Source organism: Umezawaea sp. Da 62-37 (genome assembly GCF_032460545.1).
In the GTDB taxonomy this organism is placed as follows: Bacteria; Actinomycetota; Actinomycetes; order Mycobacteriales; family Pseudonocardiaceae; genus Umezawaea.
On record NZ_CP135965.1, the window covers coordinates 6,996,628 to 7,018,465 of the forward strand.

Annotated in this window: 17 protein-coding genes; 6 read left to right on the forward strand and 11 right to left on the reverse strand. The window is 69.9% G+C overall.

What is annotated here, in order from left to right; all coding sequences use genetic code 11:
- Nucleotides 1-77: 77 nt before the first annotated feature.
- From RM788_RS32295 to RM788_RS32315, 5 genes are read right to left on the reverse strand one after another with little or no spacing between them, the layout of a single operon-like run.
- Nucleotides 78-1,625 (reverse strand): class I adenylate-forming enzyme family protein, encoded by a 1,548-nt coding sequence (locus tag RM788_RS32295; RefSeq protein ID WP_315922130.1) that lies wholly within the window; start codon nt 1,623-1,625, stop codon nt 78-80.
- A complete protein-coding gene (locus RM788_RS32300; RefSeq protein WP_315922132.1) occupies nt 1,622-2,923 on the reverse strand; it encodes a protoporphyrinogen/coproporphyrinogen oxidase in 1,302 nt (433 codons plus the stop codon). The genes RM788_RS32295 and RM788_RS32300 overlap by 4 nt, the downstream gene beginning before the upstream one ends.
- Nucleotides 2,920-3,840, reverse strand: coding sequence for a UbiA family prenyltransferase (locus RM788_RS32305; protein WP_315922134.1), 921 nt, complete (start codon nt 3,838-3,840; stop codon nt 2,920-2,922). Before RM788_RS32305 ends, RM788_RS32300 begins: the two co-directional genes overlap by 4 nt.
- Before the next feature lie 12 nt (nt 3,841-3,852).
- Nucleotides 3,853-4,956 carry a DegT/DnrJ/EryC1/StrS family aminotransferase gene (locus RM788_RS32310; RefSeq protein ID WP_315922136.1) on the reverse strand — a complete coding sequence of 368 codons (1,104 nt, stop codon included), beginning with the start codon at nt 4,954-4,956 and terminating at the stop codon, nt 3,853-3,855.
- Nucleotides 4,953-6,143 carry a DegT/DnrJ/EryC1/StrS family aminotransferase gene (locus RM788_RS32315; protein WP_399345165.1) on the reverse strand — a complete coding sequence of 397 codons (1,191 nt, stop codon included), beginning with the start codon at nt 6,141-6,143 and terminating at the stop codon, nt 4,953-4,955. Before RM788_RS32315 ends, RM788_RS32310 begins: the two co-directional genes overlap by 4 nt.
- A gap of 176 nt (nt 6,144-6,319) precedes the next feature.
- On the opposite strand from RM788_RS32315, the gene RM788_RS32320 reads away from it, so the two are divergent.
- From RM788_RS32320 to RM788_RS32345, 6 genes are read left to right on the forward strand one after another with little or no spacing between them, the layout of a single operon-like run.
- Nucleotides 6,320-7,357 carry a Gfo/Idh/MocA family oxidoreductase gene (locus tag RM788_RS32320; RefSeq protein ID WP_315922140.1) on the forward strand — a complete coding sequence of 346 codons (1,038 nt, stop codon included), beginning with the start codon at nt 6,320-6,322 and terminating at the stop codon, nt 7,355-7,357.
- A gap of 4 nt (nt 7,358-7,361) precedes the next feature.
- Nucleotides 7,362-8,210 carry a sugar phosphate isomerase/epimerase family protein gene (locus RM788_RS32325; protein ID WP_315922142.1) on the forward strand — a complete coding sequence of 283 codons (849 nt, stop codon included), beginning with the start codon at nt 7,362-7,364 and terminating at the stop codon, nt 8,208-8,210.
- A complete protein-coding gene (locus RM788_RS32330; RefSeq protein WP_315922144.1) occupies nt 8,207-9,439 on the forward strand; it encodes a M20/M25/M40 family metallo-hydrolase in 1,233 nt (410 codons plus the stop codon). The genes RM788_RS32325 and RM788_RS32330 overlap by 4 nt, the downstream gene beginning before the upstream one ends.
- On the forward strand, nt 9,439-10,497 hold the full coding sequence (locus RM788_RS32335; RefSeq protein WP_315922147.1) for an Ldh family oxidoreductase: 1,059 nt from the start codon (nt 9,439-9,441) through the stop codon (nt 10,495-10,497). Before RM788_RS32330 ends, RM788_RS32335 begins: the two co-directional genes overlap by 1 nt.
- Nucleotides 10,494-11,381, forward strand: a complete 888-nt coding sequence (locus tag RM788_RS32340) for a Gfo/Idh/MocA family protein (protein WP_315922149.1) — start codon at nt 10,494-10,496, stop codon at nt 11,379-11,381. The genes RM788_RS32335 and RM788_RS32340 overlap by 4 nt, the downstream gene beginning before the upstream one ends.
- On the forward strand, nt 11,378-11,821 hold the full coding sequence (locus RM788_RS32345) for a DUF6917 domain-containing protein (RefSeq protein WP_315922151.1): 444 nt from the start codon (nt 11,378-11,380) through the stop codon (nt 11,819-11,821). Before RM788_RS32340 ends, RM788_RS32345 begins: the two co-directional genes overlap by 4 nt.
- A gap of 63 nt (nt 11,822-11,884) precedes the next feature.
- Here RM788_RS32345 and RM788_RS32350 read toward each other — a convergent pair whose 3' ends face one another.
- The 6 genes from RM788_RS32350 to RM788_RS32375 all read right to left on the reverse strand — a co-directional run bounded on the left by RM788_RS32350 (nt 11,885) and on the right by RM788_RS32375 (nt 21,814).
- Complete coding sequence (locus tag RM788_RS32350; RefSeq protein WP_315922153.1) at nt 11,885-12,418, reverse strand: EF-hand domain-containing protein; 534 nt, start codon at nt 12,416-12,418, stop codon at nt 11,885-11,887.
- A 72-nt stretch (nt 12,419-12,490) separates the two neighbouring features.
- Nucleotides 12,491-13,738: a nucleotide sugar dehydrogenase gene (locus RM788_RS32355; protein ID WP_315922155.1), complete on the reverse strand. Its 1,248-nt coding sequence runs from the start codon at nt 13,736-13,738 to the stop codon at nt 12,491-12,493.
- Between the two features lie 46 nt (nt 13,739-13,784).
- Nucleotides 13,785-14,093, reverse strand: a complete 309-nt coding sequence (locus tag RM788_RS32360) for a hypothetical protein (RefSeq protein WP_315922157.1) — start codon at nt 14,091-14,093, stop codon at nt 13,785-13,787.
- A 1,194-nt stretch (nt 14,094-15,287) separates the two neighbouring features.
- Nucleotides 15,288-19,412, reverse strand: a complete 4,125-nt coding sequence (locus RM788_RS32365) for an NACHT domain-containing protein (protein ID WP_315922159.1) — start codon at nt 19,410-19,412, stop codon at nt 15,288-15,290.
- Nucleotides 19,413-19,971: 559 nt separating this feature from the next.
- Nucleotides 19,972-20,802, reverse strand: coding sequence for a hypothetical protein (locus RM788_RS32370; RefSeq protein ID WP_315922161.1), 831 nt, complete (start codon nt 20,800-20,802; stop codon nt 19,972-19,974).
- Entirely contained in the window at nt 20,768-21,814 is a 1,047-nt protein-coding gene (locus RM788_RS32375) for a type IV toxin-antitoxin system AbiEi family antitoxin (protein WP_315922163.1), read from the reverse strand. The genes RM788_RS32370 and RM788_RS32375 overlap by 35 nt, the downstream gene beginning before the upstream one ends.
- Nucleotides 21,815-21,838 lie beyond the last annotated feature (24 nt).

Genomic DNA, 21,838 nt, shown 5'->3' on the forward strand with positions numbered 1-21,838 from the left:
TTCCGAGGGAGGGGGAACAGGAACTGTCCGCTGTGAGGCGGCCGGAAATCCCCGATCCATCAGGATTGGGGAGGAGGTCAAGTCCACCGTCCGGTTCCGTGGGTGTCGGCGTGGCCGACGAGGCGGGTGAGGAGTTCGAGGCGGCGCACCTTGCCGGTGCCGGTGCGCGGGAGGTCGTCCCAGGTGACCACCCGCGGCGGTGCCAGCGGCGGCAGGTCGCCGACGGCGGACCGCCAGCGCCGCGGGTCGAGGTGCCCGTCGGTGGTGACGACGACCGGGACGGGAGGGCTGCCGGGGGTGCCCAGGACGACGCACTCGAGCACCTCGGGCAGCCGGTCCTCGATCACGTCCTCGGTGCGCAGGCAGCTCAGGCCGGGCACGGTGTCGACCTCGCGGTCGAGCAGCAGCACGGTCCCGGTGCGGGTGAGGACGCCCAGGTCCCCGGTGTTCCACCAGCCGTCGGTGTCCTTGTCGTGCCAACGGTCCTGCTCGCCCACGTACGCGGTGCAGCGCGCCTTGGTCCTGGTCAGCACGAGCCCCGGCCGTCCGCGCGGCACGGGCCGGAACGTCACGGGGTCCACGACCCGGAGCCTCGTCCTGCCCGGCAGCGGGCGGCCGAGGTCGCGGGCGTGGGCGGCGCGGTCGACGGAGGCGCGGGTGAGGAAGCGGAAGGTCAGCGGCCCGGTCTCGGTCTGCCCCCACCCCTGCATCCACAGCGGGAGGCGGCGGCGCGACGCGTGGAGCATCGTGCGCACCACGGGTGGGTGCACGGCGTCGTAGGTGCTGACGAACAGGCGCACGTCGCGGAAGGGGTTGTCCGGCCCGCGCGCCAACGGTCGCCACCGCACGTAGGTGGTGGGTAGGGCTTCGACGGTGGTCGGCGGGTGGGCCCCGAGCACTTCCCCGGCCGAGGCGGGGTCCGACAGCAGCACGATCTTGCGCGGGGCGAGGCCGAACACGCTGCCGGTCCAGCAGAAGGTGCGGCCGTGGGCGTAGGAGGAGGCGTTGGCGACGACGTCGTCGCGGCGGGTGCCCACGACCGGGAAGCGCAGCGCCTCGAACCGGGCGAGCCGGTTGACGATGGTGCTCGTGGTGTGGACGACCAGCTTGGGGGTTCCGGTGGTGCCGGAGGTGTGGTTGACGATCAGCGGGTCGTCGTCGTGCCTGCGCCGGGGCGCCGGGGCGCGGGTGCCCCGCACGTCGTCGAGTGCCAGTTCGCCCGCACCGGGGACGCCGAGGGACAGCACGCGGCGGACGTGGTGCGCGGGAACGGGGCGGTCGGTGACGAGGACCGCGGGCTCCAGCCGCTTGAGCAGCGTCTCCAGCACGTCGTCGGACAGGTGGGCCGACAGCAGGGCGGGCACGGCGCCGAGCCGGACCGCCGCGCAGGCCAGCAGGTCGTAGTCGTAGTGGTTGCGCTTGACCACGGCCACCCGTTCCCCCGCGCGGGCCCCGGCGGCGTGCAGCCAGCCCGCGGCCTCCTCCACGAGGTCGGCCAGCCGCGGCACGGTGAACAGGGTGCCCCGGTCGGGCGCGATGTCGAAGGGCCGGTCGAGCACGACGACGGTGTGGGTGCGACGGGCGGCTACCTCGTGGAACAGGGTGCCCATGTCGTGGGGCCTCATGCGTGTTCCCTCCTGGCGGGGGTGGCGGAGAGCAGGCGGGCGGCGGCGCGCTGCCCGGAGCGCACGGCCGCCTCGCTGCACGGCACGAGCCCGGTCCAGTCCCCGGCGTACTCCACCGCCGTGACGGGTCGGGCGGCGAAGGCGGCGCGCAGGGCCAGCGCGCGCGGGGTGGCCTCGGGCAGGGCGTGGCGGAAGCGGGTGACCAGGGCGCCGGTGGTGGCCGCGCGCAGGCCGGGGAGGAACCGCTCGGCCGCACCTGACAGGACGTCGACCACCTCGTCGTCGGTGGCGTCGAGCAGGTCGGTCGCGGCCGCGGGGTTCGCCATCACGGTGACCAGCCCCCGTCCGGCGGGCGCCCGCCCGTGGTGCTTGACGTGGTCGAGGATGAGCGTGGACACCACCCGGTCCTCCGCGGCGGGGACGAGGACCGCGTAGGAGCGCGACGCGGGGCGGGCGGACAGCATGAGGTGGACCTTGACCACGGGGGTGAACGTCGAGGCGGCGAGGAACCCCGCGTCGTGGTCCGGGGCGTTGGCGTGCAGGGAGCGGGCGACCGGGGCGGGCACGGCGAGCACCACCCTCCGCGCGCGGATCTCGCGGTCGCCGAGGAGCACGCGGACCGATCCGGCCTCGGACACCACGCCGTCGACGCGGGCGCCGGTCGTGACGTCCAGGGACTCGGCCAGTGCGCGCGCGAAGGTGTCCATGCCGTCGCGGTAGGTGCGCCAGGTGCCCGCCGGACCGGCGGCCGCGAGCAGCGCGAGCAACGGCGCCGCCGCGGAGCGCTCGGGCGACCAGCCGAAGAACCCGGACACGACCGGCTGGCAGAGGTAGGCCAGCACGTCGGGGTGGAAGGCCCCGGCGAACTCGGCGACCGTTCCGAGGGCTGAGCGCTCCGGGTGGTCGAAGTCCGGGCGCACGCGCAGCACCCGCGGCAGGTCCAGCCGGGCGCGCGGCCCCAGACCCGCCCCGGTGAGCAGCCCGAGAGGATGGGCCAGGCCTGCTCGGGCCCTGCCGCCGCGCCACACGGCCAGGTGGCGGCCGATGCGGGGCACGGCCGTCCGGTCCACGCCCAGCCGCCCGAGCAGGCCCCACGTGGCGGGGTAGCCGCGTTCGGGCACCTGCTCGGCCCCGGTGTCCACGAGGAACCCCCCGGTGCGCAGGGTCCGCATCCGCCCGCCCACGGCGTCGGCGGCCTCCAGCACGCGCACCGAGCGCCCGGCGAGGCGCAGCGCGCGTGCGGCGACCAGTCCGGCGACGCCGCCACCGATGACGACGACGTCCTCCTCGTCGGTCACAGGAGGTTCACCACGACCAGCGCCACCACGGTGACGCGGTGGACGTGGATGCCCAGGAGGCGGGCGCGCAGGATGTCGCCCTGCCCGAAGGCGACGCGCACCTGCCGGGCGCGCAGCAGGAGCGTCGGCAGCAGGACCACCGGGAACCACCACGCCGTGCCCAGCAGCGGCCCGCAGACGATCAGCAGCGCCTCCGCGGCCGTGACGGCGAGGATGAAGAGCATGTTCCCGCGCGGCGTGGCGAGCGCGGCGACGGTGAGCCTGCCGACCCTGCGGTCGCCCTTGATGTCGTTGGTGTTGGAGTAGACGCCGAACAGCAGCGGTCCCAGGCCGAAGACCAGCGCCTGCACCACGGCGTTGCCGTCGATCGAGCCCACGGCCAGTCCGTAGGGGGCCAGCACGAGCGCCCAGCCCAGCGCGGCGAGGAAGAACTCCTGGAACCCGCGGTAGCTGAGCTTGATCCCCCACGAGTACTGCACCGCGAAGAAGTAGGTCACGCCGATCACCGCGACCGTCCACAGGGGAGCGTGGGGCGCGACGGCGATCGCCGCGATCCACAGCAGGGCGCCGATGAGCCCGGTGACCCACGCGAACCGGAGCACCTGGGCCTCGGTCAGCGTCCCGGCGACGAGCGGTTTGCGGTAGCGGCGCCGGTTGGGGTCGTCGGGGGCGTAGTTGGCGATGTCGCTGCCGTCGCGGAAGCCGGTGAGGTCGTCCAGGGCCACCATGGTGGCGATGACGAACACCTCGCCGAGCAGGAACAGGCCCGTGGCGGCGAGGACAGCCCCGTCGAGGCGCAGCGCGGAGGGCAGCAGCGTCCAGACGACCAGGACGCCGAAGTAGTAGTCGACGATGTCGAGCTTGGCCAGTCGGACGTAGGCGCGCCTGGTGGTGGCCTCGGGCGTGGTGTGCTGCATGGCGTCTCCGTGTCAGGTCCGGGCGAACCGGCACACCTCGTCGGCGATGTGCTCGACTTGGGCGTCAGCCAGGTGGGGGTGGATCGGGATGGCGAGCTGCCGCGCGCAGGCGCGTTCGGCGGCGGGCCAGTCGCGGCCGGTGGTGCGGAACGCCGCCTGGTGCGGCAAGGGGGTGGGGTAGTACACGTGCGAGCCGACGCCGTGGGCGGCGAGGTGGTCGCGCAGCGCGTCGCGGCGGTCGGCGAGCAGGGAGTACACGTAGAAGCAGCGCCCGTCGCGGCCGGGTGGCGGGGCCACGACGCCGGGCAGCCCGGTGAAGCGCTCGGTGTAGTAGTCGCCGATGCGGGCCCGGCGCTCCAGGCGTGCGGGCAGCCCCGGCAGGCGGCGCAGCTGGAACGCCGCCATGATCTCGTCGAAGCGGCTGTTCACCCCGATCCGGTGGTGCAGGAACCGGGTGCGGCCGTCCTGCCCGTGGTTGCGCAGCATCCGCACGACCCGCCCCAGGGCCGGGTCGCCGGTCACGACCATGCCGCCCTCGCCGGGCATCCCGAACGTCTTGACCTGCACGAACGAGTAGACGCCCGCGTCGCCCCAGGTGCCCGCGGCCCGACCGCCGAGCACACCGCCCTGTGCGACGGCGGAGTCCTCCAGCAGCCGCGCGCCGACGTCGGCGGCGATGGCGCGCAGCGCGGGCATGTCGGCCATCACGGAGAACATGTGCGCGGGCATGACGACCCTGGTGCGTCCGGTGACCGACTTCTCGACCTCGACCGGGTCGACGACCATCGTCCACGGGTCGACGTCGGCGAACACCGGTGTGGCGCCGAGCAGCGCGGGTGCGGCCGCGAGCGGCGCGCAGCCGTAGGCGGGGACGACGACCTCGTCGCCGGGCCCCACCCCCATGGCGCGCAGCACGAGGGCCAACGCCGAGGTGCCGCTCGAGCAGGCGATGGCGTCGGCCGCCCCGACGGCGTCGCGGACGGCGGTCTCGAAGCGCTCGGTGCGGGGGCCGAGGATGAACCGCTGCTCGGGGTCGAGCGCCACCTCCCGGACCACCTCCAGCAGCGCCTCGCGGTCGTCCTCGAACAGGTCCGGTGGGAAGAACGGGATGGTCACGCCGCCTCCGAGGACCGGTAGAAGTCGCGGATCCCGCGGCACACCCGTGCGACGTCGTCCTCGTGCAGGTCCGGGTAGAGCGGCAGCGCGAGCGCGTCGCGGCAGGCCGCCTCGGCGCGGGGGAAGTCCCCCGGCCGGTGCCCCAGGTCGGCGAAGCAGGGTTGCAGGTGCAGCGGTGTCGGGTAGTACGTCTCGGTCCCCACACCGCGCGCGGCCAGGTGCGCGGCCAACTCGTCCCGCCGCTCCACCTCGATCGCGTACACGTAGAACACGCCGCGCACGTCGGCGCGGCGCGGCAGCGCCGAGGGCAGCTTCCGCACCCCCGGCACGTCGGCGAGCAGTTCGGTGTAGCGGTGGGCGAGGACGGCGCGGCGTTCGACGTCCGCCTCCAGCCTGCCGAGCTTGGCCAGCAGCACCGCCGCCTGGAGGTCGTCCATCTTGCTGTTGACCCCGATCGCGCCGGTGGTGGTGTTGATCGCGGGGAAGTGGGCCGCGGTGGGGCCGAACCGCCCGTGGTGGCGCAGCGCGGCGACGGTCTCGGCGACGACCGGGTCGTCGGTGAGGACCGCGCCCGCGTCGCCCAGCGCGCCCAGGGTCTTGGTCGGGAAGAACGACAGCACCCCGCCCGCGCCGAGCAGGCCCGCGTGCCTGCCGCCGTACCGCATCCCGATCGCCTCGGCGCTGTCCTCCACCACGGTCAGCCCCAGCCGCCGGGCCTGTTCGCCCAGTCCCGTCATGTCCGCGGGCTGGTCGAACAGGTGCACCGGCATCACGAACCGGGTGCGCCCGGTGGCCACGGCCACGAGCGAGGAGGGGTCCATGCCGTAGCCGTCGGGCTCGATGTCGGCGAACACCGGACGGCCGCCCGCGAGCACCACCGCGGAGGCGGAGGCGACGAACGAGAACGCGGGCACCACCACCTCGTCACCGGGGCGCAGGCCGCACGCGCGCAGCAGGAGCACCAGCCCGTCGGTGCCGCTGTTGAGCCCCACCACGTACTTCGCGCCGGTGTACTCGGCCAGCGCCCCCTCGAATTCGACGACCTTGTGGCCGTGCGAATACTTGCCGCGGTCCATCACGTCGACAATGTGCTCTCTTGTTTTCGGCCACAATTCCGAGAATGTCGACGATTGCGTGAAGAATGGAACAGCCAACCTCCACCTCCGCTGTCGGAACTTCGATGAGATCGTAGGTCGGTGTCACGGACAAATTGTCCGCAGGAGGGACTTTCACTCTTCTTGGTCAACTGTGAGCGTGCGGCATTGACAAGTGCCGACTGAATCGTGAAACCTCGAGTTCGATCGAATTCCGCCGCCTTTCGACGTCGTTGGCGGCGGTCACCTGCAACGGGCGGGAATCAGCGGTGCGAACACTCTTGGTGGGGCTGGGGAGGGCCGGCGCGCAACTGCACCTGCCGGTGCTCGAGGGCGCTCGCGCCTCCGCGCCGCAGCTGTTCGACGACGATCCGGTCGTGGGCTGCGACCCGTGCCGGACGCCCGAGCGGCCGGGGCTGGTCGTGCGGACGAGCCTGGAGGCCGCGGCGGCGGAGGTGGATCCCGCGCGGACCGTGGCGCACGTGTGCACGCCGCCGGGGAACCGCTCCGAGGTGATCTCCGCGCTCGCGGGACTGGGGTTCCGGCGGATGGTGGTGGAGAAACCGCTGGCCGTCGACACCGACGACCTGGCACGGGTGATAGGGCTGCGCCGTCGGCACGGGCTGTGGATCGCCGTCGTCGAGCCGTGGCTGACCAGCTCGCTGACCGCGCGGCTGATGGCGCTGGTGCGGGGCGGGAGCCTGGGCGAGCCGCGTTCGATCACGCTCGTGCAGAACAAGCCGCGGTTCCGGCGCACGTTGACCACCACGTCGCACCGGACGGCGTTCGACGTGGAGCTGCCGCACGGCGTGGGCTTGGCGCTGCGCCTGGCGGGCAACGCCCGCGTCACCCACGCCTCCGGCTCCGACCTGGTGGTGGGCAGGACGCGGGTACCCCGGATGGGCGGTGCCCGAATGGGGCTGCGGCACACCAACGGCACGCGCACGGAGATCACGTCGGATTTGACTTCCCCGGCGCGGGAACGGCGCGTCGAGGTGCGGTTCGAAAACGGCGCGGCGATAGGGCACTACGCGATCAGCGCCGACGACCCCTACTCCCAGTTGACCGTGACCGCAAACGGACAACGCGAGCACGAGGTGCTGCGCGACGATTCGCTCACCGAATGGATGATCCACGCCTATCGATTGTTCCAGGGTGGCCGCGACCAGCACGCGAAGAACTTCTCCGTCGCCTGCGACGTGGCCCGGCTGCTGTCGGTGGCCAAGAACATCAGCGCCGAACCGATGATCCCGGCGGCCCGTGAGCCGGTGGCGGTCCGCGTGCCGGGGGGCGTCCGTGTGGTCTGAGGCCGTGGCGACCACGCCCGCGCGGCACGCCGAGCCCGGCTCCGGCACCGTCCTGGCCGGGATCACCGACGAGGCCGCCCCCGATCTGGCCGGGCAGTTGGCCGTCCTCGCCGAACTGGGCTGGTCGACCGTCGAACTGCGCACCGTCGACGGGCTCGCCGTCGCCGACCTGGACGACCGCCACTTCGCGCGGGTGGCCTCGGAACTGGCCGACCGCGACGTGCGGGTGGTGTGCGTGGCGTCGCGGATCGGCGGGTGGGCCCGGCCGGTCACCGCGCCGTTCGAGGACGACCTGGCCGAGCTGGACGTGCTGGCCCGGCGGTGCGCCGACCTGGGCACCCGCTACGTGCGGATCATGTCCTACCCCAACGACGGCCTGGACGAGCCGCGCTGGCGCGAGCGGGTGCTCGACCGCGTCGTCGCGCTCGCCGAGGTCGCCGAGGCCGCCGGTGTCGTGCTGCTGCACGAGAACTGCTCCGGGTGGGCCGCCTCGGACGCCGACCGGATGCTGGAGCTGGTGGACGCGGCGCCCGGCTCCTCGCTGCGGCTGCTGTTCGACACGGGAAACCCCGTCGCCCACGGCTACGACGGCTACGAGGTGCTGCGGCGCATCGCGCCCCACGTGGCGCACGTGCACGTCAAGGACGCCCGCGGCACCGAGTTCGTCGACCCCGGCACGGGCGAGGCGCGGGTGCTCGACTGCGTGCGGCTGCTGCGCTCGGTCGGCTACGCCGGGGGGTGGTCGCTGGAGCCGCACGTGGCGCTCCAGCCGCACCGCTCGGACCGGCTGGCGGACGGCGCGCCGGAGGCGTTCGTGCGCGCGGGCCGGGCGATGGCCCGGCTGCTGCGGTGATCGCCCCGGATCGGGACCTGCTGCTGGAGTTGCTGCGCATGCCCACCGCGGGCCCGTTGGAGAGCGACGGCGAGGTGCGGCTGTGGGACGCCATGCACGCCTACGCCGCAGCCGCGCACGCGTTCGGCATGAGCACCGCGCACCTCGGGCCCGCGCCACCGGAGGCGGTCCGGCGGGCCGACGTGCCCGTCGTCGTGCGGGAGGCGGTGCGCCGCGACCCCAGGTTCCTGGAGTGCCAGCCGAGCCTGGTGCTGCGGCTGGGCAGCGCCGAGCCGACCGTGATGTTCAACGTGCACCTGGACACGGTCGCGCCGGTCGAACCGGTCGGGTTCGACGGCGTCCGGTTCCACGGCCGGGGCGCGATCGACGCCAAGGGGCCCGCCGTGGCGCTGCTGGCGGGTCTGCGGGAGGCCGCGCGCGATCCGGCGGTGGGCCGCGACGTCAGCGTGCTCGTGCAGGCCGTCTCCGGCGAGGAGGGCGGCGCGATGGGGGTCTTCGGCACCCGGCCGCTGGTGGAGGCGGGCTTCCTCGGCGCGCTCAACGTGTTCTGCGAGCCCACCGGCCTGCGCTACCTGCCGCGCTGCACCGCCGCCATGACCGCGGCCGTCGTCGTGCGCGGCGAGGACGCGATCGACGACGAGCCGCACGCCGGGGACAACGCGACGGTCCTGCTCGGTTTCCTGGCCCAGCACCTCGCGACCGCGCTCGCCGGGCGCGTCCCGGACGGGAAGGTGTGCGTGGCGGGCCTGCACACGGGGCGGACGCACAACCGCGTCCACGGCACGGGGGAGCTGCTGCTGAACCTGTCCTACGGCAGCGCCGAGTCGGCCGCGGTGCTGGCGGGGGCGCTGGAGGAGGGGCTGCGCGAGGGGTTGGCGGAGTTCACCGAGCGCTTTAGGGGGACGCAGCCGTTCCACCGCACCGCCGTCCGCGCCGCCGCGATCACGGCGCTGGAGTGGCGCAAGCGCGGCCTGCCCGCGCTGCGCGACCACGAGGTGCCGGAACTGCATGGGATCGTGCCGCCGTGGCCCGCCGACGAGCCGGGCTTCACCTGCGACGCGATCTGGATGACCGACGTGCCGGGGACCCGGACGGCCGTGCTGGGGCCGGGGTCGCTGGAGGCCAACAACGCGCACGCACGCGGCGAGCACGCCCACGTCGGGGAACTGGACCGGTTCTCGGCGGTGGTGGGCGAGCTGGTCACGCGCTTCGCCCGCAACGGAGGATGATGAACGTCGTCGTGCCCTACCCCGCTCTGGTGTCGACCGTGGCGGAGGTGTTCACCGACCGGGGCGTCCCACCCGACCGCGCGGACACCGCGGCCAGGGCCCTGGTGCACGGGGACCTGACCGGTGTCACCTCGCACGGCCTGGTCAACCTGACCCGCCTGTACCTGCCGCTGCTGGAGTCCGGCCGCGCCGATCCGGCGGCCGACATGGAGGTCCTCGCCGACCTGGGCGCGTGCGTGCTGGCCGACGCCCACCGCACCCTCGGCCTGTGGGCCGCCTCCCAGGCGATGGACCTCGCCGTGTCGCGCGCCGGGAGGTACGGCGTCGGCGTGGTGTCGTTGCGCGGCGCCACGCACATCGGGTGCGCGGGATTCCACGCCGCCCGCGCCGCCGAACGCGGTGTCATCGGCCTGGTCACGTCCAACTGCGGCGGCCAGACCATCGCCCGCCCGCCGGGCGGCCTGGCGAAGGTCCTGGGCACCAACCCCCTGGCGCTGGCCTGCCCCGCCGGCGACCGGCACCCGTTCGTGCTGGACATGTCCACGACCGTCGTGCCCACCGGCCGGATCCGGGGCGCGGCGCGGGTGGACGAGCCGATCCCCGCCGGGTGGCTGGCGGCCGACGACGGCACGCCGGTCACCGACCCGGCCGCCTACGACCGGGGCGAGGGGCACCTGCTGTGGCTGGGCAGCACCCCGGAGACCGGCGCCTACAAGGGTTTCGGGCTGGGTCTGGTGGTGGAAGCGCTGTCGGCGCTGGTGTCCGGCGCCGCGCTGGGACCGGTTCGGGCCGGTGACGCCGACGACGACATCGGCGTCATGGCGCTGGCCATCGCGCCCGCGCGGCTGCGGCCGGGGTTCGCCGACGACGCCGACGCCCTGTTCTCCGCCCTGCTGGGCTGCCCGCCCGCGGACCCGCGCCGCCCGGTCGTCTACCCCGGCTGGCACGAGGGCGAGCGGGCGGCGTGGCGGCGGGCGCACGGCGTGCCGCTGCCCGCCGACCTGTACGAGGAGCTGTACTCGTCGGTCCGCTCGTCGATCCCGCGGGCCGCCGGGTGATCCGCCTCGGCGTGGCCGGGCTCGGCGTCATCTCCCGCTTCTACCTCGCCGCGATCGACCGGCTCGACGGGGTCGAATTGGCGGCCGTGTGCGACCCGCGCCCCGAGGCCCGCGCGGGTCACCGGGTCCCGGCGTTCGCCGACCACCGGGCGATGCTGGACGCGGACCTGGTGGACGCCGTGGTGGTGACCGCGCCGAACGACGCGCACGCGGCGATCTGCCGCGACGCCGTCGAGGCGGGGCTGCCGGTGTGCGTGGAGAAGCCGCTCGACATCGACCTGGCGCGCGGCCGCGAGGTGGCGGCGGCGGCCCGCGCGCGCGGCGTGGCGCTGTTCACCGCGTTCCACCGGCGGTACAACGACAACGTCCTCGCCCTGCTGTCCGAAGTGGACGGCCGGCCGCTGGAGTCGGTGACCGTGCGGTACTTCGAACGCATCGAGGAGCACGTCGGAACCGACCGCTGGTACCTCGACGCCGCGCGCTCCGGTGGCGGGTGCGTGGCCGACAACGGCCCCAACGCGCTCGACGTGGCCCGCCTGTTCGCCGGTCCGCTGCGGCTGTGCGAGGCGCTCGTCGTGCGGGACGAGGCCGGGGTCGACCGACACGCCGTGCTCACGGCGCGCGGGACGGCGCCGGTGCGGGTGGAGTTGGACTGGTCCTACCCCGGCGAGGTGAAGGACGTCACCGCGCGACTTGTCGGCGGACGTGAACTGCGCGCCGACATGCTCGCCGGGCACGACGGGTTCAAGGGCTCGCTGTGGCACGAGTACGAGGGCGTGCTCCGGGACTTCGCGCGCGCCGTGGCCGCCGGCGGCGCGTGGGCCGACGGCGGCCTGGCCGCCCTGGCACTGGTGGACGAGGCCTATCGAAGGGAGAGCACGTGATCGAGGACGGACCGAAGCGCCCGGTGCGCAGCCGGGTGGTCAAGGTGCTGGTGCACCGCCGCGACGACCGCGGCATGCGCCTGGAGCCGTTCGCCAGCCGCTGCGTCCGGCAGGGCGAGGTGCACGAACTCGTCACCACGGACCACCCGGTGACCGCGGAGCGCATCGACCGGGTGGGGTTCCTCGGCTTCGTGGAGATCGACGACGCCGGTGTGATCGACCGCGGCGACGAGGTGTGGCTGGAGGGCGGGATGATCGGCACCGTGCTGGGGTTCGACGCGTGCCACCACCCCAACCACTACAACATCCTCATCTCCACGCCGAGGCCGCGCACCGGACCCGAGGTCGGGATGCGCCCCGAGCGCACCGTGACGTTCATCCAGGCCCCCGGCGTCGCCGAACGGGGACCGGCGGTGTCGGCCGCGGGCGCGGCGCACTGACCGCGCCCGCCGACGAACGGGCCCCGGAGCACTGCTCCGGGGCCCGTCGCGCGGTGTGGGAGGTCAGCCGAGCAGCGGCACGTCCAGCGTGCCGAAGTGGTACGCCTTCACCGCCGCGACCAGCTCGTCCACGGTCAGCGCACCGCTGCCGTCGGTGTCGATGGTGCGGAACGACTCGTCGGCCTTCGACCGGTCGACGCCCGCAGCCTTCAGCCACTTGGCGAACTCGGCCGGGTTGACCTCGCCGTCGCCGTCGGTGTCGCACACGTTGAGGATCGCCTGGATCATCGGCCGCACCACGCGCCCGAACCCGGCGTCACCACCCTTGAACACCTCGGCCTCGATGACCTCGGTGAACTGCTTGCGGTCCAGCGCGCCGTCGCGGCCGACCCCGGCCTTCTCGGCGAGGTACTCGTAGGTGCCGGTGAACGACTCCAGCAGCGCGCGGCCCTGCGGGGTGGACGGCGACTCGCCGAACGCGGCGAGGATCCGGTTGGCCTCCGCCTCCAGGTCCGACCGGTCGATGCGGCCGTTGCCGTCGCGGTCCCACTTCTCGAAGCGGAGTTCCAGACGCTCGTTCTTGACAGCAGTAGTCATTCCTGCGTACTCCTTCAGTGCGCGGATGGGCATGACGACCGCGGCCGGGGCTCCACCCCCGGCCGCGGGCTACTACAGGCGCTGGACTTCCTCCCCCGGCACGCGACCCGTGACGTCGAGGAGGAGCCGAGCGTTCCTGGCCAGGAGGCCCAGGTCGTACCCGCCGTGCGCGACGAGCAGGACGGTCGCGTCCGCGTCGCGCAGGGCGGAGTCGAGGTCGGACACGGGTGGTCCGAGTTCGGGCACGGCGCAGGCCACCGGGTCGTGGTAGCGGACGCGCGCCCCGAGCGCGGTCAGCTCGGCCGCGATCCGCAGCGTCGTCGACTCGCGCGTGTCCGGCACGTCGGCCTTGTACGCCACGCCGAGGAGCAGCACCGAGGAGCCCGCGAGCGGCAGGCCCGCGCCCGCCAGCAGCCGGGCCGTCCGCTCCACCACGTAGGACGGCATCGCCGAGTGCACCTGGTGCGCGGCTTCGACGACGCCCAGCCGCCCCCCGGCGCGGCGCGCCTTGTCCAGCAGGTAGCGCGGGTCGATCGGGATGCAGTGCCCGCCCACTCCGGGGCCGGGCGTGAACGGGGCGAACCCGAACGGCTTGGTGCCCGCGCAGTGCAGCACGTCCCAGACGTCGAGGCCGAGCTGGTCGCAGAACACCGCGATCTCGTTGACCAGCGCGATGTTCACGAACCGGTAGGTGTTCTCCAGCAGCTTCGCCATCTCGGCCTCGCGCGTCCCGCGCGCCACGACCACGGTGTCCACGAAGCGGCTGTAGAACGCGGCGCACTGCTTGGCGCACAGCGGCGTGTGCCCGCCGACGACCTTGGGGGTGTTGCGGATGCCGTACCGCCGGTTGCCGGGATCGACCCGTTCCGGCGAGTGCGCGAGCGAGAAGTCCTCCCCCGCCACGAGGCCCCGGCGCTCCAGGATGGGCCGCACCACCTCGTCGGTGGTGCCGGGGAAGCTGGTGGACTCCAGGACCACCAGCGTGCCGGGACGCAGGTGGTCGGATATGGCGGCGGCCGCGCCGCGCACCGCCGACAGGTCCGGACCGCCATCCGGCCCGAGGCCGGTCGGCACGCAGATCACCACCGTCTCCGCGTCCGCGATCACCGAGGGATCGCCGGTCACCGCGAACCCGCCGGCGCGCAACGCCCGCAACTGCGCGCCGCTCACGTCGGGCACGTGCGGCAGGCCCTGTTCCACCTGCTCCCGCACCGCGGGCGACGTGTCGTAGCCCACCACCGACAGGCCCGCGTCGGCGGCGGCGACCGCGAGCGGCAGTCCGACGTATCCGACTCCCACGACCACGAGATCGACGGACACGTGCTCCCCTTCGGTTGGATCGGAACGTGTGATCACCGACTGCCGGTCAGACGCGGAAGCTCGCGGCGGCAGGGGGGACGTGCGATCCCCAGTTCTCCTCGACGGTGAGGACGGGAATCCCGAAGCACTCCGGCGTCCCGTAGATCCGCACCGGCTGGTTGGTGCGGTTGGCGAGCACGTGCGCCCCCGTGGGCAGCGCGTTGCAGCCCCTGGGGTGCTCGTACACCTCCAGCTGGACGACTTCGGCCGAGAAGACCACGACCTCACCCGTCGCGGCCCCGGCCGCCGGACCCGTCGACATCAGCAGGGCCGAAGCCGCCAACGCGCCGAAAAGGATGGTGGTAACCCGTTTCATCTTTCCTCCATGAGGGAAGCCAGCCGTCATCCGCAAAACTAACAGCCGATCCCAGGGGAAAACTTTTTCGGCCGCGATGTCACTCGTGCAGGTCGCGGTGAGGGGTTCTTTCATCCGAATGGTCACCGGTTTTCCTCGCCCTGAGTGCGTGCCCACTGGTGGAAGCACCTCGGTTCACCACGACGGGTGACAGGGTGGCGTACGTGCTGTGAGCACTGCCGATCCGGTCGACGGTAGGGCGGGGCGGGACAATAGCGCTCTTTTCCGATCTCGCGCAATGGTGGAGGGGAGTGAATTCTCTGTGCTTTCCGTCTTCCCGTGCACGGTGTGCGCAAAGCGATCCGCATGGATATTGCGGTGCGGAATGCCGTCGCCGCGCGGATACGGTCCGAGGTCTAGTGAGAAATGTTCGGGAACAGCGTCGACCGCATGTCGACACGTCCGGACTTCGATCGGACCAACGGTCACTTCGATCCGCCCGGGAGTTGTGACGGGCTCTCCGCGCGACCGGCGGTAGCGATGAAGTGGACGTCGCCGACGCTGCTCCGCGCGGAACCGCGGTCTCGAGGTATCGGCCGCGTTGGGCGGCGAGGTGGCCGCTGCGGGCGACTCGGCCGTGAGCTGACGTGTGCGCAACCGTGCCGAACCGCCCTTGACGGATGCGGCCCGTTGCGCTAAATCGCCACCGGCTTACTTGTACCAGCTGGTAGGAGCCCCCGAGGACTCCTACCAGCCGTGCGGTCAACCCTGACCTGTGACACTGTTACTCACAGTGCGTAAATTGATGCGCACCCTTTGTTGCCGTCAATCGTTGGGTGGCTGGTTCCGCTGGGCCGTTCGGCCTACGACTGGTGGGTCCGCATGCCGAAAAGCATGTCCCCGCCGACCGGAAAACCTGGCGAAACCTGCTCCCTTTAAACCTTCTGAATCGATCTGACCTGCGGTGCCCCCGGCAGGATTCGAACCTGCGACCTCGGGATTAGAAGGTGCCAGCTTTACGCTATCCAGGCTCTCTACCAGCATCAACAGTCACGGAACTTCTTCCAGGGGCATGTCACGGTGCCATGAATTCCACCGATCCATGTCACGAGTCATGTCACGTGCGCAACGCCGAGTCGGTGCTGGTGGTCGATCCGGATGCCGTAGGCGTTGATCGCCCGCCACCACGCAACGCTGAAGGGCCTGCACATCGAATCAGGTCGAGCGGGCGGACGAGCTTTTCGCGAGGCGGCGCAGGCGCGACTGCTCGTCCGGCCCGCGTACGCCATCGAGCTTCACACCGCCGCACCGCAGGGTGAGCTCGTACCGGGTCACCTCGCCGTCGTCGCTGTCGCCGCCGGTGTGGGTCACGCACAGCCCTCGGTCTACGCCGCCCGTGACGAGGCGGCCCTCGCCGAGGAAGGCGATCGCGGTCACGGGGCCCGTGTGCATCTGCCGTTTCCAGCGTGCGGTTGCTTGGCCGCCGACCACCTGGTGAACCGTGGCCAGTCCGTCCTCGTGTCCTGTGGCTACTAGCGTTTCCCCGGCCGGATCCGTCCGCATCGTGATCGCGCTGACTTGCAACGACGGCCAGCTCATGGCCGACGGCCCGTGGATGCTCACCCGGTCGGGCGTGGCCACGGCCCAACTGCCGCCCGCGCAGATGTGCCAAGCCTTGGCGTGCGGCAGACCGAGGGTGGCGGCTGTGCCCTCGTCCGGGCGGAAAGACAAGAGGGAACCGCTGTTCAGGCTCTCATCGAGCAGGAGGGCGTCATCGCCAGCGGTATGCAGCCCTCGGTAGCGAGACTTGAGGCGGAACGACAAGATCGTGGCCCAATCGTCGGAGGCGAGCACGGTCAGCGTCGAGTCGCCCACCGCGGCGATCCGGCCCGCAGGGGTCAGCCACAGCCGATCTGCGGTGTGGGGCAGGTGGCAGAGCAGCCGGTCGGTGGTGCGCCCAGTGCCGATCTGCCATGAGCGCAGCGTGCGGTCGCCGTACGCCGCGAAGATTGTTTCGTCGTGACCGACGACGATCGCGGTAACGGCGACGGTCTCCTCCAGGCGCACGCCGGTCAGGTCCGCGTCCGTCAGGTCCGTGCCCGTCAGGTCTGCGTTGTCGAGGTTGGCCCCCCGTAGCGAGCTTCCTCGAAAGTTGAGCCCGGTCAGATCGGCTCCGGGCAGCTGAACGTTGTCGAGCCGCAGGTCGGCGTAGTCGCGGTCAGGCAGCTGCTTGTCGGCGGCGTACAACAGTGACAGAGCGTTGGTGCCGAGAGGGGACGGCCGGTCCTGCGCCACTACGGAACGTGACCACCGGTCGAGCGCGCGTTGGGCCTCCTCGCTCCGACGCGCACGCAGGATCAAGGCTGCGAACCGCAGGATCTCCGGCGACAGTTCAGCCTTGCGCAAGAGCGCGGGCGGATCGTCGCTGTCGGCGATGATGTCGTTGACCACCCCGCGCGCGACGAAGTACTCCCGCATCGACCGATGGGCGAAGTCCACCGGCCACCGTTTCGGGTCGCCTTCGGAATGGCCGCGCAGCAGCGAGCGAATCCCGATCCTGGCGGTAGCGTCCTGCCGGTGTTCGTCATTCGGTGAAGCGCCTTCTCGCAGCGACCACAGCATCTCGGCGATGCCTGGGCCGCCGTCGCCCTGCAGGCCGCCCGACTCGAATTCTCGCAGGTAGAGGTAACTAGCGTTGGTCCGATGCAGCTCACCGGCCACCCGTTGCAGGATGTGCAGCAGGTTTTGCATGATCGCGCCGGGAGTCACCGTCAACTGGTCGTCGTCGAGCAGTTCCAGCTTGCGCTTGAGCGTGCGCTCGATATACGTCTCGTACAGGGTCTCTTCGGTGAAGTCATGCTCGGGCAGGTACGGCAGCGCCTCCTGGATCATCGCGTGGTATAGCGGCTTGGTGGCCAGCCCGATGGGGTCGTGCAGATTCTGTAGACGCCGCACAACACGCTGCTGTTGCTGGCTTTGGGCCGAGCGCATCAAGGAAGAGATCACCTCGGTACGGTCGAACCGGCGCAGGTGGACCAGTTGCGGGTCGCCGATCCGCTCGAAGAGGCCTCTCTGATCGTCCGGGCCGCCGAACGCACGGCTCCGCGAGGTGAGCAGCACCTTCGAGGTGGCGAAAAGCTGGTAGCACTCCTGGGCGGCGCGGATGTTCGCCCGGATGCTCTCCGGGCTCAGGCTTGTCGACATCTCGTCGAAGCCGTCTAAGATCACGAGTGTCGGATGCGACGAGGTCAGCCGGTACCACTCGTCGATGCTGAGGCCCATGTCCTCGAGGCGATCGCGCAGCAGGTCTCTCGCGCCACCTGGGCGAGAGAAGCCCTTCAGGGCCAGCCGCAGCGGGACACGCCTCTGCGCGGGGTCCGCCACGCTCTCCTCGCAGAGCCGGCGGGCGAGGTTGTAGGTGAAGAACGTCTTGCCGTCCCCAAAGTCCCCGAGGAGGACGAGGCTGCGCTGGTCGCTCTTCAGCCACGAGATGGCGTGCTCCAAGGCTGTTCCAGCGATGGCCGTACGGTGCTCGTCCAGCAGCCGCGTGGGCAGTTGGCGGTGGTAGGTGGCGGCCAGTTCAAGATGGTTCTCGCCGGCGAAGGCCAGTCGGGCGGGGTCACGGACGTATTCGTTCCAGCGGTCAGGAAGCCGGAGCTGAGGGAGCAACTGTCGTACGTCTTCCGGAGCGAGCGCAGAGTCGATGGCGTGTACCCCGAATGTGAACTTCTTCTGTTTGGTCCAGGCCGCCACGAGCGTTCGCACGTTGGGAAGTACCGGACCTTCCAGTGAGAGGAAGACAAGATGGTCGACGTCCTCCTTGGTCAGCGGTTCGTCTCGGCGCAGTAGTTCAAGGCTGACTGTTGCCTCCGTCAGTTCGCCTGCTCGCTGAAAACAGATGACATGGCACCGGGCGGTTGTGGAGTTCCTCGGCATCGCGCGGAATTCGAAGCGGTGCAGCGGGTGCCGTTTAACTCCGGCGACACGTTCCTCGATGGAACGTTTAACCTCTGCGGGTAGCTCGAAGAGGTCGTGCAGAATTTCCTCTCCGGTAAGGATCATTTTTTTAAGGATTCGGGATGGAACTATATGTTGGGAGGAGGTGGCCGGAGTCGAGGATGTCACGTTGCGGGACAGGTCGCCGCCTTCGGAAATCGTCAGCGAGGCGCTGACCACTTCGCGTCGCGCCTGGCCGATAGTCGGGGAAGCATGATTTGCCGTGGCCAGCCGGTTCCACAGGCCGGACAGGAAGCTGCGATCCGGATCGTCGAGCACGACAAATCCAGTTTCCAGTTGCAGTTCCAAGGCGCGGCGGGGGTTCTGCGTGGTCAAGACGTCGAGCGCTGTATGCGCGCTTTCGAACCGGTTTGCCCGGACCGCCTGCAGATACCCCTCCTCCGTCTGCTGCGCTGTTTTATTCTCCAATACAGTCCGCAGGGACCTCGGCTGTTCGAGGCGGTCGGATGCCGCCGCCACCAGTAATTCACCTCGTCGCTTGAACTCGCCGGATACTCCTATGTTCAAGTTCCGGTTCAAGGGCATGGTCAAGCCAATTGAAGATTCGAAGTAGCGCTGGAACTCCTCGCCTGAGGCTGGGAAATAGATATCCAACGCGTCCATCGGATCGATACCTGATCCGAGGCTCTCGATGAAGGCAGACATGTCTAATTCGCCGGGGGTCAATTCAGGCTCAATGGAAGCGAAGGCCAGGTCGCGCCGAGTGTCATTGTACTCGTCGTCTGTATCGAGGAAAGGAGTTATGATCCAGGTCGCCGCCATGAGCAGGCCGTGCCAGTCCTCTGCCCGAACCTGCTTTCGGTTGCCAGTCAGCACGTCCAAAGTCTCGGGATGATCGCGCAGCAACGCGTCGATGCCCAGCGGTTCGTCGTTGCCGCCGTTCGTTTGCACGAAGCTGTCGACTATCGCCTTCACCTCCGTATCGGACAGTGCGATGATATCGGCCAGAACGTCGTCATCGTCGCTCGGTTCTGGGGAATCACCCGTGATTGCTGGCACCGTATCGGCGGCGGTCGACTGCTTCCAGAAGGTGATGGTCTTGGCCACGGCTTCATCGGCGTTACGCGGCGGATTCGCCATCAGTGCTAGTTGTCTGACAATCGCCTCCAGGACCTCGAACCGTGTGAGCCGTCCTTTGAGCACGCTCCGGATGGACTCGTGGCTCGCGGTCGTGGCGAGATCGTCGTTGGCCGCGATGCGTCCGGCAATGCTGCGCACGGATGGGCGGCCAGCATCCTCGTAAAGTTCACGAACCGTGAGGGTCAAGTCACGCAACGGGCCAGGGGGCAGTTCCCGTTGGTCAGGAAGATCGATTCCAGGCACAGAACCTCCTTTGCCGAGTCGCGGCGCGACGAGGCACTGGTCAAAGTTTGACACTCACCACGAGCGACCGGCGACGCACCCTCGCCCGGCAGTTTTGCCAAAGTTGGTGCACGCGGCGTCAAAGTCCGGCAGACCTGCCGGAACCACCCCGAAGACTCATCGCTGTAAGGCGGAACCGAGCAGGAAGGGGACTTCGATGGAGACCTGGATTCACATCGTGCGAGCGGTCGGCGATCTCGTCTACCTGATCGCGGCGGTGATCACGCTCGTGGTAGCACTCTCCAGCCGCGACCGTTGATCGCAGTTTGTGGCGACAGGCCGCCCTGGCCTGTCGCCACAAACACCGCTGGCCCGGCCAGGAACGCCACAGTTCGCCCGTGGTCTTGCCCTCACTCAGCGCATGGGCCAGACGCCGGTCCACTCGTCCGGAACGGTGCGTCCTCCGGCGACACTGTTGACTTGCGCAATCCAGAGGGCTGCCTTGTCGAATCTACTATGGATTCGGTCGTCTGACGGCAGACTTGACTGGCGTGCGCCCGCAGGTGAATAGTTGCGTTGATCACCTGGGTTGTGAATGGCTAGCCTCATCTATGGCGTCACGAACGCCTTGGCTTAGGGCTCGAACCAAAACTTCGGGGCGGGCTCCGCCCATGTCCCTTGCCAATTTTCCCATCAGCTCCGCGTTATCCAAGAGTCGAAGTAGTTCGGCGATTCCTTCGTCATCGAGCAGACTCGGTATGAGCTTTCCCAGGAGCCATGCCCCTGCAGGCGGTGGATCGTATTCGAACTCTTCGGGCACGTGGGCGTCTATATCGTAGATCCGCTCGAAGTACCTGCCGGACGAGTCCGAGTACCACTCGATCATCGGACCCAAGTCGAGCGCATCGCGCGTGTCCTTGTAATGGCGGTCCTGCCAAGCAAGGAGTTTCAACAGTACGAGTGCCGGTATCGATGGGACTTTGACTGAGACACCGTCGGGCAGGAGGACTGTTTGTGCGGACTCGACTGCTTCACGAAAGCCGAGGACGTTCATGACATGGTCATCCGGCCACGTGATCGTGCGATCCGCCTGCTCGACGCCACCGTAAGGCACTACATCAACTTCGGTTCCGTCAACGAGGAACTTGTGCGCGCTCCCGTCCTGCCGCTTCAGCGTACTGACCAGGCTGTCATAGTCGTCCCAGGAGTCGACCTCGGCTGCGATGTCGATGTCGTCGGTTCGGCGTTGAGGACTCGTGCCTAACAGGTCGATCGAGATGAGCGAGCGCGCGGTGGCCCCTACCACTAGATAGTCGACCTGTGCTTCGAGCGCTGCTTCGTTAATCTTGGCCAGCACTTTGGCGGCCCGTAGAACTTCAAAGTCGGTCGAGGCTCGCAAGTCGATCGTCATGGATCCTGATCCTGTCGGCGTGTTCACGTTGACGCGGGTCGCCGGACGCGAGTAGGTCAGCGTAGATCAACGTGGATGGCACGATCCGCGACGGCTCCGTCATCGTCCAGAACCGTCGTCGAATGTGGATGTTGCCGTCCTGTTGCGCGCGCGCCATCCGCCGCTTGCCGATGATGGAACGCGGCAACTCGTCGGCGTAGAGAGTGAGGGTGGCAGGGATCAAGTGTCGGTCGAGGAGGCTTGCGCCGGCTTCGCCACCTATCTGGACGTCGAAGTGTGCCAGTTCTTCCTTCGCGTCTCGCCACCACGAGATGTCAGGGACCTCGAATTCACCGAGGGACAGAGTTGGCGAGAGCCGTGTCGAGTAAGCCTCCGACCATCGGTTGAGCAGTTCCCCTGCCCTCCCTAGCCTGCGTTCACCGGCCATCTCGTACAAATAGCCTGCCTTGGTCAGGTCGTCGACGACGGCTTGAGCCGTGCCGAGTGAGACCCCGCTGGCGCTCGCGAGTCGCCGCAGTGGCTTCCCTGCTATGTCTGGCCAGCTGAGTAGGACAAATCCAACCTGCAGCCCCGCACGGCTGAACGCCTTGCTCCCGCGGTGTGACGAGGCGCCGGTACGCCCACCAGTTTTGCGGCCCCGAATGTCGATGAGTACGTCGTCCCAGGCGATGTACGCGTTGCCCGCCTCATCGATGTAGTTGATGCCCCGCTCCCGCAGCACGCTCGCCGCCCGTTCAGTGATCGAACCCGCCACGACCAGAGTGGGTAGTGAAGTGTGCGGATGGAGGGCCGATGCGAGCTCGGAGGGTACGGCCCGCTTGAACACGACGGCATACGTTTGAGCCGTGCCTGATGCACGACTGAGCCGAACCCGCCCGTCGGCCCCACTGATGGCATGAGACTTCCCGTACTTCATGTCGATCTTGAGACCAAGCTCGCGCAACGAGTCCTTCAGCTCGACCAGTCGGGCGTGCTCGTTCAGAATCTCGTCATGTTCATCTTTGCTGAACATGCATCGATTTTGAACGCAAACCTG